Here is a 15,669-nt window from a genome sequence, read left to right as displayed (position 1 = left end):
GACACCGCCCCCGGCGCCACCGTGGCCGCGTCGGTGAAGACCGACCTCGACGTGATCGTCGGAGAGGTGTTCGACGATCGGGGCCGCCCGGCGGGACTGCGCGGATCGGTGACCGCCTCCGCCGATCTTTTCGACGCACCCGTGGCGGAGCGGATCGCCGACTGGTTCGTCCAGGTCCTGGACGAGGTCACCGCCGCCCCCGACATCGCCCTACGCGCGGTGGACCTGCTCGACGCCGAGGAGCGCGAGCGGCTGCTCGTCGCCTGGAACGACACCGCCGCCGCATTGCCCGCGGCGACGGTGCTCGACCTCTTCGCGCGGCAGGTGGCGGAGGCCCCGGACACGGTGGCGGTGCTGGTCGGCGAGACCGCGACGACCTACGCGGAGCTGGACGCGGCGGCGAGCCGTCTGGCCGGTCACCTGCGCGGCCTGGGCGTCGGCGCGGAGTCGGTCGTGGGGCTGTGCCTGCCGCGTGGCGCGGGCCTGGTGGCGGCGATCTTGGGGGTGCTGAAGGCGGGCGCCGCGTACCTGCCGATCGACATGCGCCACCCGGCGGAGCGGATCGGGTTCATGCTGGCCGACAGCCGTGCCCGGCTCCTGCTTGGGACCCGCGAGTCGCTGGACCATCTCCCGCCCGTGGACGTCCCGATGATCGCCGTCGATGACCCGGAGACCATCGAGGCCCTCGTCGGCCAGTGCGGCACGGCCGCCGCCGACGTGGTGGACCCGTCGGGTCTGGCGTATGTGATCTATACGTCGGGTTCGACGGGGACGCCGAAGGGTGTGGGGGTGACGCATGGCGGTGTGGTGAATCTGGTGGTCGGGCAGTCGCGGCATTTCGAGGTGGGGCGGGGTTCGCGGGTGTTGCAGTTCGCATCGGCGGGGTTCGATGCGGCGGTGTCCGAGGTTCTGGTGACGTTGTGCTCGGGTGCGGCGCTGGTGTTGGCGTCGGCGGATGAGCTGATCCCGGGTGCGGGGCTGGCGGGGGTGGTGGCCGGGCAGGGCGTGACGCATGCGACGCTGCCGCCTGCGGTGCTGGGCGCGTTGGACGAGGCGGATCTGGGTTCGGTGGAGACGCTGGTGTCGGCGGGTGAGGCTTTGGATGCGGGTCTGGTGGGGGTGTGGGCGCCGGGTCGTCGTCTGATCAATGCGTATGGTCCGACGGAGACGACGGTGTGCGCGTCGATGTCGGCGCCGCTGGTGGCCGGGGATGATCCGGTGATCGGCACGCCGATGGTGAACACGCGTGTGTTCGTCCTGGACGACGCCCTCAATCCGGCTCCTGTCGGTGTGGTGGGTGAGCTGTATGTGGCGGGTGGCGGCGTGGCCCGGGGGTATGTGGGACGGTCGGTCCTGACGGGGGAGCGGTTCGTGGCGTGCCCGTGGGGTGCGTCGCCGGGTGAGCGTATGTATCGGACCGGTGACCTGGGCAGGTGGACGCGGGACGGCCGGTTGATGTTCGTCGGGCGCGCCGATGACCAGGTGAAGATCCGGGGCTTCCGCATCGAGCCGGGCGAGGTCGAGGTCGTCCTGCGAAGCCACTCGGACGTCGCGCAGGCGGCGGTAATCGCCCGCGAGGACATTCCGGGAGACAAGCGGCTCGTCGCCTACGTCACGCCTGACGACATCGACACGTCCGGGCTCAGGGAGTTCACGGCCGGGCGGCTGCCCGAGTACATGGTGCCCGCCGCCGTCGTGGCGCTGGACGGGCTGCCTCTGACGGTCAGCGGCAAGCTCGACCGCCGGGCCCTGCCCGCACCCGACTACTCCACCGGCGCGGGGGCGGGGCGGGCGCCGTCCACTCCCCAGGAGGTGGCGCTGTGCGCGGCGTTCGCCCAGGTGCTGGGCCTGGAGTCGGTGGGCGTGGACGACGGCTTCTTCCAGCTGGGCGGGCATTCGCTGCTGGCGGTCCGGCTGGTGTCGCGGATCAGGTCCGCGCTGGGCGTGGAGATCGGGGTCCGGGCGCTGTTCGAGGCGCCGACGGTCGCGGGCTTGGCGGCGCGGCTGGCGGGGCCGGATGTCGGACGGGCGCGTGCGGCGCTGCGGGCGCGCGTGCGTCCCGAGCGGGTGCCGTTGTCGTTCGCGCAGCGGCGGCTCTGGTTCCTGGCCCAGCTGGAGGGACCGAACCCCACCTACAACGTCCCGATGCCGATCAACCTGCCGGGCGTGGACGTCGCGGCGCTGCGGGCGGCGTTGCGTGACGTGATCGGGCGCCACGAGTCGCTGCGGACGGTCTTCCCGTCCGTGGACGGCGAGCCCTACCAGCTGATCGTGGACATGGACGACCTGCGCTGGGACCTTGAGGTCGTCCCGGTCGAGGCCGGGGAACTGGCCGGGGCCGTGGGCCGGGCGTCGCGGCACGCCTTCGACCTGTCGGCCGAGGTGCCGATCCGTGCGTGGCTGTTCCAGGCCGGTGCGGACGAGCAGGTGCTGCTGGTGGTGATGCACCACATCGCCAGTGACGGCTGGTCGATGGTGCCGATGGGCCGGGATCTGTCGGTGGCGTATGCGGCGCGGCTTCAGGGGCGGGCTCCGGAGTGGGAGCCATTGCCCGTCCAGTACGCCGACTATGCGCTGTGGCAACGCGAGCTGCTCGGCGAAGAGTCCGATCCGGAGAGCCTGCTGTCGGCGCAGGTCGCCTACTGGCGGCGGACCCTCGCCGGAGCGCCGGAGGAGCTGACGCTGCCGGCCGACCGTCCCCGCCCGGCGGTGGCCGGACATCTCGGGCACCCCGCGCTCATCGAGGTGCCCGGCGAGGTGCACGAGCGGGTGGCGGAGCTGGCTCAGGCAGAGGGCGCCACGACGTTCATGGTGTTGCAGGCCGCCCTCGCGGTCACCCTGTCGCGGCTCGGCGCCGGAACCGACATCCCGATCGGGTCGGGTGTCGCCGGACGTACCGACGAGGCGCTGGACGACCTGGTCGGCTTCTTCATCAACACCCTGGTCATCCGCACCGACCTGTCCGGCGATCCGGAGTTCCGGCAGGTCCTGGGACGGGTGCGCGAGGCGAGCCTGGGCGCGATGGCCCATCAGGACGTGCCGTTCGAGCGGCTGGTGGAGGAGCTGGCGCCCGAGCGGTCGATGGCGCGGCATCCGCTGTTCCAGGTCGTCCTCACCCTGCAGAACATCGAGCGCGCGGCGCTGGAGCTGCCCGGCGTGCGCGCGGGAGTCGCCTCCTCTGGAGGCGGCGCCGCCGCGACCCCGGTGAAGACCGACATGGACGTGATGATCGGGGAGGTGTTCGACCACGACGGCCGTCCGGCGGGCCTGCGCGGGGCGGTCACGGTCGCCGCCGACCTGTTCGACGCCCCGGCCGCCGTCACGATCGCGGACCGGTTCGTCCGCGTGCTGGACATGGTGACCGCCGCCCCGGACCTCGTCCTGCACGCCGTGGACGTGCTGGACCCGCGCGAACGCGACCAGGTGCTCGTCGAATGGAACGACACCGGCACCGCGCTTCCGGAGATCTCGGTCGTGCGGCTGTTCGAGCGGCAGGTGACGGCCACCCCGGATGCGGTGGCGGTGGTGGGCGACGGCGTCGAGTCGACCTACGCCGATCTGGACGCTCGTGCGAACCGGCTGGCCGGTTACCTGCGTGGGCTCGGCGTCGGCGCGGAGTCGGTCGTGGGGCTGTGCCTGCCGCGCGGCGTGGACTTGGTGGCGGCGGTCCTGGGCGTGCTCAAGGCGGGCGCGGCGTATCTGCCGATCGACGAGCGGCTGCCCGCCGAGCGGATCGCGTTCATGCTGGACGACTGCCGCACGCTGGTGGTGCTGGGGACCCGTGACGTCCTGGGCGAGCTGCCGCCGCACGGCGCGCGTCCGGTGGCGATGGACGACCCGGGGGTCCACGAGCAGATCGCCGCCTGCCCGGATACGTCCCCGGGAATCGCGGTGGATCCGGCGAGCCTGGCCTACGTCATCTACACGTCGGGTTCGACCGGGACGCCCAAGGGCGTGGCGGTCACGCACGGCGGCGTGGTGAACATGGTGTCGGCGCTTTCACGGCACTTCGCGACAGGGCCGGGGGCGCGGCTGTTGCAGTTCGCGTCCGTCAGCTTCGACGCGGCGGTGCCCGAGATGCTGGTGCCGCTGTGCTCGGGCGCGACCCTGGTGACGGCGTCGGCGGACGACCTGACTCCGGGCGCGGGCCTCGTGGACCTGGTCGCCGGCCACGGAGTGACGCACGCGACGCTCCCCCCGGCGGTGCTGTCCGCGCTCGGCGCCGACGATCTCAGGTCGGTGTCCACGCTGGTGTCGGCGGGCGAGGCCCTGGACGCCGGCCTGGTGGAGGCGTGGGCGCCGGGCCGTCGCCTGATCAATGGCTATGGCCCGACGGAGACGACCGTGTCCACGTCGCTGTCCGCGCCGCTGGCCGCCGGGGACGCCCCGACGATCGGCACGCCGATGGCCAACACCCGCGTGTTCGTCCTGGACGGGGCGTTGACCCCCGCCCCGGTCGGCGCGGTGGGCGAACTGTATGTCGCGGGCGCGGGTGTGGCCCGCGGATACGTGGGCCGACCGTCCCTGACGGGTGAGCGGTTCGTGGCGTGCCCGTGGGGTTCGTCGCCGGGCGAGCGGATGTACCGGACCGGTGACCTGGCCAAATGGACGCGGGACGGCACGCTCATGTTCGCCGGGCGCGCCGACGACCAGGTGAAGATCCGCGGCTTCCGCATCGAGCCCGGCGAGATCGAGGCCGTCCTGCGGACCCATCCGGACGTCGCGCAGGCGGCGGTGGCCGCCCGCGAGGACACCCCGGGAGACAAGCGCCTCGTCGCCTACGTCACCCCTGCCGCGACGCCCCCGGGCACTGGCGCGGCCGTCGACACCGCCGGGCTGGCGGCCGTAGACACCGCCGGGCTGCGGGCCTTCCTGGCCGGGCGGCTGCCGGCGTACATGGTCCCGGCGGCGGTGGTCACCTTGGCCGAGCTGCCGCTGGCGGCCAGCGGCAAACTCGACCGCCGGGCACTGCCCGCCCCCGACTACGCCTCCGGCGCCAAGGAGGGCCGGGCCCCGGCGACCGCACGCGAACACGCCCTGTGCGCGGCGTTCGCCAGCGTGCTCGGCCTGGAGTCGGTGGGCGTCGACGACAGCTTCTTCGAGTTGGGCGGGCACTCGCTGCTGGCGGTCCGGCTGGTGTCGCGGATCAGGTCCGCGCTGGGCGTGGAGATCGAGGTCCGGGCGCTGTTCGAGGCGCCGACGGTCGCCGCTCTGGCCGTCCTCCTGGAGGGGACGGCGCCGGGGCGGACCCGTCCGGCGCTCCGCGCGGGCACCCGCCCGGAACGGGTGCCGCTGTCGTTCGCGCAACGCCGCCTGTGGTTCCTCGGCCAGCTGCAAGGGCCGAACCCCGCCTACAACCTCCCGATGCCGATCCGGCTGACCGGTGTGGACGTCGCGGCGCTGCGTGCGGCGCTGCGGGACGTGATCGAGCGCCACGAGTCGCTGCGGACCGTCTTCCCGTCCGTGGACGGCGAGCCCTACCAGCGCGTCCTCGACCCTCACGAGCTGGACTGGGACCTTGAGGTGCGCCACGTGGAGGACGGGGGACTGGCGGAGGCCGTGACGGAGGCCGCGCGGTACCCGTTCGACCTGTCGGCCGAAATGCCGATCCGGGCGTGGCTGCTCCAGACCGGGTCGGACGACCAGGTGCTCATGGTGGTGATGCACCACATCGCCAGCGACGGCTCGTCGATGGTCCCAATGGGCCGGGACGTGTCCGCGGCGTATGCGGCGCGGCTTCAGGGGCGGGCTCCGGAGTGGGAGCCGTTGCCCGTCCAGTACGCCGACTATGCGCTGTGGCAGCGCGAGCTGCTGGGCGAGGAGACCGATCCGGACAGCCTGCTGTCGGCGCAGATGGAGTACTGGCGCCGGACCCTCGCCGGAGCGCCCGAGGAACTGACGCTCCCGGCGGACCGTCCGCGCCCCGCCACGTCCGGCCACGTCGGATACGCCGCGCCGCTGCGCGTGCCCGCCGAGGTGCATGGGCGGCTGGTGGCGCTGGCGCGGGCCGAGGGCGCGACGACGTTCATGGTGTTGCAGGCCGCGCTCGCGGTCACGCTGTCGCGGCTCGGAGCGGGAACCGACATCCCGATCGGCTCGCCGATCGCGGGCCGCACCGACGAGGCGCTCGACGACCTGGTCGGCTTCTTCCTGAACACGCTGGTGATCCGGACGGACCTGTCCGGTGACCCGGGATTCCGGCAGGTGCTGGGACGGGTCCGCGAGGCGGGCCTGGGCGCGCTGGCGCATCAGGACGTCCCGTTCGAGCGGCTGGTGGAGGAGCTGGCGCCGTCCCGGTCGATGGCGCGGCACCCGCTGGTCCAGGTGGTGCTCACCATGCAGAACACCGGTGACGCCGCACTGGACCTCCCGGGCGTGCAAGTTGGCGCGGGTGCGGGTGCGGGTGCGGAGTCGGGGGATGGCATGGGCGGTCGCGGCCCGGCGCTGACTCCCGCCAAGTTCGACCTGTACGTGGCCGCCGAGGAGGTCTTCGACGACCAGGGCCGCGCCGCAGGAGTGCGCGGGTCGGTGACGGCTGCCGCGGACCTGTTCGACGCGCCCGCCGCCCGCCGCATCGCGGGCTGGTTCGAACGCGTCCTGGACTCGGTGGCGATGGACCCGGACCTCGTCCTGCACGCGGTGGACGTGCTGGACCCGCGCGAGCGCGACCAGATCCTCCTCGAATGGAACGACACCGAGACCGGCACGGCGAGCCCCACCGTCCTCGAACTGTTCGGGCAGCGCGTCGTGGCCGCCCCCGACGCGGTGGCGCTGGCCGCCGACGGGGACGAGACGACCTACGCGCAGCTGGACGCGCAGGCCGACCGGCTGGCGGCCTACCTGCGCGGCCTGGGCATGGGCGCGGAGTCGGTGGTCGGGTTGTGCCTTCCGCGTGGTGCGCAGATGGTGGCGGCGATCCTCGGGGTGTGGAAAGCGGGCGCGGCATACCTGCCGATCGACGGCCGTCTCCCGGCCGAACGGCTGGCGTTCATGCTCGCCGACAGCCGCACCCAAGTGGTCCTGGGAACCCAGGACGTCCTGGACGACCTGCCCGCCGGGCGGGTCCGGCTGGTGGCCGTCGATCACCCGGCGATGGTCGCGTTGATCGAGGCCATGCCCGTCTCGGCGCCGGAGCAGGTAGTGGCTTCGTCGGGGCTGGCGTATGTGATGTACACGTCTGGGTCGTCGGGGACGCCGAAGGGTGTGGCGGTGACGCAAGGTTCTCTGGCGAACTATGTGTCGTCGGTGTCGTCCCGGCTCGGGTGGACGGCTGTGGGTGCGCGGTATGTGCTGTTGCAGTCGCAGGTGACCGACCTGGGCAACACGGTGGTCTTCGCCAGCCTGGCGACAGGCGGACGGCTGCACATCCTCGATCCGGACGCGGTCACCGACCCCGAGGCCGTGGCCGATTGTGTGGAGGGTCAGCGGATCGACGCGTTCAAGGTGGTCCCGTCGCATTTGGTCGCCTTGTCGGCTGTGGCGGGTGTGGAGCGGGTGCTGCCTGCGGTGTCGGTGGTGCTGGGTGGTGAGGCCGCTCCGGTGGAGTGGGTGGGTGAGCTGGTGGAGGCGGCCGGTGACCGGGGTGTGTTCAATCACTACGGTCCGACCGAGACCACGATCGGGGTGGCGACGACGCGGGTCACCGCGCAGGACGTGGCGTCCGGTGTCATCCCGGTGGGCACGCCGATCGCCAACACCCGGCTGTTCGTCCTGGACGGTGGGCTCGCCCCCGTCCCGGCGGGTGTGATCGGGGAACTCTACGTCGCCGGTGCGGGTGTGGCGCGCGGTTATGTGGGCCGTCCGGGGTTGACCGGTGAGCGGTTCGTGGCGTGCCCGTTCGGTGCGCCGGGGGAGCGGATGTACCGGACCGGTGACCTGGCCCGCTGGGGGTTGGACGGCCGGTTGGTGTTCGCCGGGCGCGCGGACGAGCAGGTGAAGATCCGCGGGTTCCGTATCGAACCCGGCGAGATCGAGGCCGCCTTGGTGGCGCATCCGGGTGTGGCGCACAGCGCCGTCATCGCCCGCGAGGACACCCCGGGTGACAAGCGTCTGGTCGCCTACCTCATCCCGGAAGCGGAGAACCCGGCCGACGTCGCGGACCTGCGGGAGTTCCTCGCCCGGCGGCTGCCCGACCACATGATCCCCGCCGCGCTCGTCCCGCTCGCCGAACTCCCTCTCACCGCCAACGGCAAACTCGACCGCAAGGCGCTTCCCGCCCCCGACTATGCGGCGGGCACCGGTGCCGGAACGGGCCGCGGCCCGGCGACGGCGCAAGAGGAGATCCTCTGCGGGGCGTTCGCCCACGTGCTCGGGCTCGACTCGGTCGGAGTCGAGGACAGCTTCTTCGATCTCGGTGGGCACTCGCTGCTCGGGGTGAAGCTGGTGTCCCGGATCCGGGTCACGCTCGGCGTCGAGGTGGACATCCGGACGCTGTTCGAGGCGCCGACGGTGGCGGCGCTGGCGGCCCGCATCGCCGGTCAGGATGCCGTCCAGGCCCGGACGGCGCTGCGGGCCGGGGAACGCCCGGAGCGGGTGCCGCTGTCGTTCGCGCAGCGGCGGCTCTGGTTCCTGACGCAGCTGGAGGGCCCGAGCGCCACCTACAACATCCCCGTCGTCGTCCGGCTGACCGGGGCGGACGCCGATGCGCTCGCCGCGGCCCTTCGCGATGTGATCGGGCGCCACGAGTCGCTGCGGACGGTGTTCCCATCCGTGGACGGCGAGCCGTACCAGCACGTCCTCGACGTCCAGGATCTGGACTGGGAGCTGAACGTCTCGGAGATGGACGCCGGGGACGTGGTGGAGGCCGTGAGGCAGGCGTCGCGCCACACCTTCGACCTGTCGGCGGAGGCGCCCATCCGTGCGTCGCTGTTCCAGGTCGGGACGGACGAGCAGGTGCTGGTGGTGGTCATGCACCACATCGCCAGTGACGGCTGGTCGCGCGGTCCGCTGGGCCGGGACGTGTCGGTGGCGTATGCGGCGCGGCTTGAGGGGCGGGCTCCGGAGTGGGAGCCGTTGCCCGTCCAGTACGCCGACTATGCGTTGTGGCAGCGTGAGCTGCTGGGGGAGGAGTCGGACCCGGAGAGTCTGCTGTCGGCGCAGGTGGAGTACTGGCGGCGGACCCTGTCCGGGATCCCGGAGGAACTGGCGCTTCCGGCGGATCATCCGCGCCCTGCGGCGGCCGGCCATCGCGGTCACGTCGCTCCCTTGCAGGTTCCGGCCGAGATCCACGGGCGGCTGGTGGAGCTGTCCCGGGCCGAGGGCGCCACGACGTTCATGATCGTGCAGGCGGCGCTCGCGGTGACGCTGTCGCGGCTGGGTGCGGGGACCGATATCCCGATCGGGTCGGGTGTGGCGGGGCGTACCGATGAGGCGCTGGACGATCTGGTCGGCTTCTTCCTGAACTCCCTGGTGATCCGGACGGACCTGTCGGGTGACCCGGAGTTCCGTCAGGTGCTGGGACGGGTCCGTGAGGCGAGCCTGGGCGCCCTCGCCCATCAGGACGTCCCCTTCGAGCGGCTGGTGGAGGAGCTGGCGCCCGAGCGGTCGATGGCCCGGCATCCGCTGTTCCAGATCGTGCTGACCTTGCAGAACGTCGAACGGGCGGCCCTGGAGTTGCCCGGCACGCGGGCGAGCGGCGTGTCCGGCCTGGACGTCGCCACGGTGGCCGTCGTGAAGACCGACATGGACATCATGGTCGGGGAGGCGTTCGACCGCGAAGGGCGCCCGGCCGGTCTGCGCGGATCGGTGACCGTCGCGGCGGACCTGTTCGACGCGCCGGCCGCCGCGCGCTTCGCGGGCTGGTTCGTCCGCGTGCTGGACGTGGTGACCGCGTCGCCCGGCACCCCCCTGCACGCGGTGGACCTGCTCGACCGGCAGGAACGTGACCAGGTGCTCGTCCGCTGGAACGACACCGCGGCGGCCGTGCCGGACGCGACCGTCCTCGACGTGTTCGAGCGGCGGGTGGCGGAGGCTCCGGATGCGGTGGCCGTGGTGGGCGACGGCGTCGAGCTGACCTTCGCCGATCTGGACGCTCGCGCGAACCGGCTCGCCGGTTACCTGCGTGGGCTCGGCGTGGGCGCGGAGTCGGTCGTGGGGCTGTGCATGCCGCGCGGCCTGGATCTGGTGGCGGCGCTCATGGGCGTCCTGAAAGCGGGCGCGGCGTATCTGCCGGTCGATGAGCGGCTTCCTGCCGAGCGGGTCGGGTTCATGCTGGACGACAGCCGCACGCTGGTGGTGCTGGGGACCCGGGACGTCCTGGACGAGCTGCCGTTGCGAGGCGTGCTCCCGGTCGCGGTGGACGGCCCGCAGGTGCAGGAGCAGATCGCCGCGTACCCGGATGCGTCGCCAGGAGTGGCGGTGGATCCGGCGGGCCTGGCCTACGTCATCTACACGTCGGGTTCGACCGGTACGCCCAAGGGGGTGGCGGTGCCGCATGGCGGCGTGGTGAACCTGGTCGCGGCGCAGGGCGAGCGTTTCGAGGTGGGGCCGGGTTCGCGGGTGTTGCAGTTCGCGTCGGCGGGGTTCGACGCGGCGGTGTCCGAGGTTCTGGTCACGCTGTGCTCGGGTGTGACCCTGGTGATGGCCTCGGCGGACGAGCTGATCCCGGGTGCCGGACTGGCGAACGTGGTGACGGGCCAGGGCGTGACGCACGCGACGCTGCCCCCGGCGGTGCTCACGGCTCTCGAAGCCGACGATCTGACGTCTGTGCAGACGCTGGTGTCGGCGGGTGAAGCCCTGGACGCGGGTCTGGTGGAGGTGTGGGCGCCGGGCCGTCGTCTGATCAACGCCTATGGGCCGACGGAGACGACGGTGTGCGCGTCGATGTCGGCGCCACTGGTGGCCGGGGATGCCCCGACGATCGGCACGCCGATGGCCAACACGCGCGTGTTCGTCCTGGACGGGGCGTTGACCCCCGTGCCCGTCGGCGTAGTGGGCGAACTGTACGTAACCGGTGCAGGAGTGGCCCGTGGCTATGTCGGGCGGCCTGCCCTGACGGGTGAGCGGTTCGTGGCGTGCCCGTGGGGTGCGTCGCCGGGTGAGCGTATGTACCGGACCGGTGACCTGGCCAAATGGACTCCGGACGGCCGATTGCTGTTCGCCGGGCGCGCCGACGACCAGGTGAAGATCCGCGGCTTCCGCATCGAGCCGGGTGAGATCGAGATCGCCCTGCGGACCCACCCGGACGTCGCGCAGGCGGCGGTGGTCGCCCGGGAGGACACCCAGGGGGACAGGCGGCTTGTCGCCTATGTCACCCCCGCCGACGTCGACACGTCCGGGCTCAGGGAGTTCGCAGGTGAGCGCCTGCCCGAGTACATGGTGCCCGCCGCCGTGGTGGCCCTGGACGAGCTGCCGCTGACGGTCAGCGGCAAGCTCGACCGCAAGGCCCTGCCCGCCCCCGAGTACACCGCCGGCGCCGGGACGGGCCGGGGCCCGTCGACGCCGCAGGAGGAGATCCTCTGCGCGGCGTTCGCCGACGTGCTGAAGCTGGAGTCGGTGGGCGTGGACGACGGTTTCTTCGATCTCGGCGGCCACTCGCTCCTCGCGGCGCGGCTGGTGGCGCGCATCAGGTCCGTCCTCGGTGTCGAGGTCGAGGTCAGGACGCTGTTCGAGCTTCCGACGGTCGCGGGCCTGGCCGCGCACCTGGCCGAGAACGGAGGAGACCGGGCACGTCCGGCGCTGCGGGCCCGGCCCCGTCCGGAGCGGGTGCCGCTGTCGTTCGCGCAGTGGCGGCTGTGGTTCCTCAGCCAGTTGCAGGGGCCGAACCCCGCCTACAACATCCCGATGCCGATCCGGCTCTCGGGCGTGGACGTCGAGGCGCTGACCGCCGCGCTGCGCGACGTGATCGGCCGCCACGAGTCGCTGCGCACCGTCTTCCCGTCGGTGGACGGGAGGCCCTTCCAGCGGATCCTCGACCCCGAGGATGTGGAATGGGACCTCCAGGTGTCCCAGGTGGACCTGGCGGGGCTCGCGGACGCGGTGGAGGAGGCGAAACGCCGTCCGTTCGACCTGTCGGCCGAGGTGCCGATCCGGGCGTGGCTGTTCCAGACGGGGGCGGACGATCAGACGCTCGTGGTCGTGATGCACCACATCGCCAGTGACGGTTCGTCGATGGCTCCGCTGGGACGCGATCTGTCCACGGCGTATGCGGCGCGGCTCCAGGGCCGGGCTCCGGAGTGGGAGCCGTTGCCCGTCCAGTACGCCGACTATGCGCTGTGGCAGCGCGAGCTGCTCGGCGAGGAATCCGATCCCGAGAGCCTGCTGTCGGCCCAGCTCGCCTACTGGCGGCAGACGCTGGCGGGTGCGCCGGAGGAGCTGACGCTGCCGACCGACCGTCCCCGCCCGGCGCTCGCAGGCCACGTCGGGTATGCCGCGCCGTTGCGTGTGCCCGCCGAGGTGCATGGGCGGCTGGTGGCGCTGGCGCGGGCCGAGGGCGCGACGACGTTCATGGTGTTGCAGGCCGCGCTCGCGGTGACGCTGTCGCGCCTCGGCGCGGGAACCGACATCCCGATCGGATCGGGCGTCGCCGGACGCTCCGACGAGGCCCTGGACGACCTGGTCGGCTTCTTCATCAACACGCTGGTGATCCGGACGGACCTGTCCGGCGACCCGGACTTCCGGCAGGTCGTCGCCCGCGTGCGTGAGATGAGCCTGGGCGCGCTGGCGCATCAGGACGTCCCGTTCGAGCGGCTGGTGGAGGAGCTGGCGCCGTCCCGGTCGATGGCGCGGCACCCGCTGTTCCAGGTGCTGCTGGCCGTCCAGAACGTGGAGCGCGCGACACTGGACCTCCCCGAGGCGAAGGCCGCGGCGGCGCGGCTTGAGCGCGGAGCGTCGGGCGCCAGATTCGACCTGGACTTCACCCTGGCGGAGACCTTCGACTCCGACGGCCGCGCGGCGGGCCTGCACGGATCGGTGACGGTCGCGGCGGACCTGTTCGACGCGCCCGCCGCCGGACGGTTCGCGGGCTGGTTCGCGCGGGTGCTGAAGTCGGTGACCGCCGCGCCCGACCTCGTCCTGCACGCGGTCGACGTGCTGGACCAGCAGGAACGCGACCAGGTCCTCCTCGCGTGGAACGACACCGGGACCGCCACCGAGGCCGAGGCCGTCCTGGACGGTTTCGAGGCACGGGTCGCGGCCGCCCCGGACGCGGTGGCGCTGGTCGCCGGCGACGTCGAGATGACCTACGCCGAACTCGACACGAGCGTGAACCGGCTGGCGGCCTACCTGCGCGGCCTGGGGGCCGCCGCGGAGTCGGTCGTGGGGCTGTGCCTTCCGCGTGGTGCGCAGATGGTGGCGGCGATCCTCGGCGTGTGGAAGGCGGGCGCGGCGTACCTGCCGATCGACGAGGCGCTGCCCGCCGACCGGATCGCGTTCATGCTCGCCGACAGCGGCGCCGACCTGGTGCTCTGCACCCAGGACGCACCGGACGGCCTCCAGGCCGACCGGGTCCGGCTGGTGGCCGTCGACGAGCCGATGACCGCCGTCCTCCTGGCCGGAATGCCCGACTCGGCGCCGGAGCGCGCGGTCGCCTCATCGGGGTTGGCGTATGTGATGTACACGTCTGGGTCGTCGGGGACGCCGAAGGGTGTGGCGGTGACGCAAGGTTCGCTGGCGAACTATGTGTCGTCGGTGTCGTCCCGGCTCGGGTGGACGGCTGTGGGTGCGCGGTATGCGCTGTTGCAGTCGCAGGTGACCGACCTGGGCAACACGGTGGTGTTCGCCAGCCTCGTGACCGGCGGGCGGCTGCACGTGCTCGAAGCGGACGCGGTCACCGACCCCGAGGCGGTCGCGGAGCACCTGCTGGACCGGCGGATCGACGCGTTCAAGGTGGTCCCGTCGCATTTGGTCGCCTTGTCGGCTGCGGCGGGGATCGAGCGGATGCTGCCTGCAGCCTCTGTCGTTCTGGGTGGCGAGGCCGCTCCGGTCGAGTGGATGGGTGAGCTGGTGGAGGCGGCCGGTGACCGGGGTGTGTTCAATCACTACGGTCCGACCGAGACCACGATCGGGGTGGCGACGACGCGGGTCACCGCGCAGGACGTGGCGTCCGGTGTCATCCCGGTGGGCACGCCGATCGCCAACACCCGGCTGTTCGTCCTGGACGATGCCCTCGCTCCCGTCCCGGCGGGTGTGATCGGGGAACTCTACGTCGCCGGTGCGGGTCTGGCGCGCGGCTATGTGGCCCGTCCGGGGTTGACCGGCGAGCGCTTTGTGGCGTGCCCGTTCGGCGCGCCGGGGGAGCGGATGTACCGGACCGGTGACCTGGCCCGCTGGAATCTGGACGGCCGGTTGGTGTTCGCCGGACGCGCGGACGAGCAGGTGAAGATCCGCGGGTTCCGTATCGAACCCGGCGAGATCGAGGCCGCCTTGCGGGCACACCCGGACGTCGCGCAGGCGGCGGTCATCGCCCGCGAGGACACCCCGGGTGACAAACGCCTGGTCGCCTACCTCGTCCCCGAAACACTGGAGGCGATCGACGTCGGAGACCTGCGGGAGTTCCTCGCCCGGCGGCTGCCCGACCACATGATCCCCGCCGCGCTCGTCCCGCTCGCCGAACTCCCTCTCACCGCCAACGGCAAACTCGACCGCAGAGCACTGCCCGTCCCCGACTACGCCGGGGCCGCGGGCGCGGCAGCCGAACGCAACCCCGCAACGGGCCTGGAGGAGATGGTCTGCGAGACGTTCGCCGAGGTCCTCGGGATACCGGAGGTCGGGGTGGACGACGACTTCTTCCGGCTCGGAGGGCACTCACTGCTGGCGGTCACGCTGCTGAAGAAGCTGAAGGACAGGGGCGTCACGGTCTCCGTGCGCGACGTGTTCGCCACCCCGACCCCGTCGGGGATCGTCAGCAGGCTCGGCCTGTCGTCCCTGGGCGACTCGCTCGGCAGGATGCTGCCGATCCGGGCCGAGGGGACCCGGCCGCCGTTCTTCTGCATCCACCCGGCGGGCGGGCTGAGCTGGTGCTACAGGCCGCTGGCCAGGGTCGTCCCGGACGACGTTCCGCTGCTCGGCATCCAGGCCGCCGGGTTCGACGGCGGCGACCTGGCCGGGAGCATCGAGGAGATGGCGGCGGAGTACATCGAGCGGATCCGGGCCGTGCAGCCGACCGGCCCCTACCACCTGCTGGGCTTCTCGTTCGGCGGGATCCCCGCACACGAGATCGCAGTGCAGCTCCAGGCCGCCGGGGAGACCGTCGCCGCGGTGGTCATCCTGGACACCTACCCGTCCGTCAAGCGGGACGAGGACCCCTCCGGGCAGCCCCCGCCCGGCGGGGCAACCGGGCCGCCGGACGCGGACGGCGACGTCCACGACCACGGCGCGATGACCACGGAGGACCACCAGCGGCGCATCGCCGGGATGTTCCGGGAGGAACTCGGCGAGGTACTCGGCGGCATCTCCGACGAGGAACTGCTCCTCGGCGCGAAGATCTTCCACAACAACCTGCAGATCAAGAGGACCCATCGGCCGGGCGTCTTCGACGGGGACATCCTGCTCTTCATCGCCGACGTGCGCGGCGGAGGCGGGAACCCCCCGGACGGCGGCCTCTGGGAGCCCTTCGTGCGCGGAGAGGTCACCGAGGTCAGGCTCCCCTGCCGGCACAGGGACATCGTGCAGCCGGAGATGCTGCGGCAAACCTGGCCCGCAATAGCCACATGGCTGGAGTCCCAAACCTGA

At 72.4% G+C, this 15,669-nt stretch carries 1 protein-coding gene (cut by a window edge); it reads left to right on the top strand.

What is annotated here, in order from left to right; all coding sequences use genetic code 11:
• A protein-coding gene (locus tag AGRA3207_RS11615) for a non-ribosomal peptide synthetase (RefSeq protein WP_273700059.1) crosses the window boundary here: on the top strand, positions 1-15,669 show its 3' portion. The gene continues 10,869 nt to the left of window position 1, outside the view; only the last 15,669 of its 26,538 coding nucleotides appear in the window; the start codon falls outside the window, past its left edge; its stop codon occupies positions 15,667-15,669.

This window comes from Actinomadura graeca (genome assembly GCF_019175365.1).
GTDB lineage: Bacteria > Actinomycetota > Actinomycetes > Streptosporangiales > Streptosporangiaceae > Spirillospora > Spirillospora graeca.
Note: the sequence above shows the minus strand (reverse complement) of the source record. Positions and strands in the feature narration are given on the sequence as shown.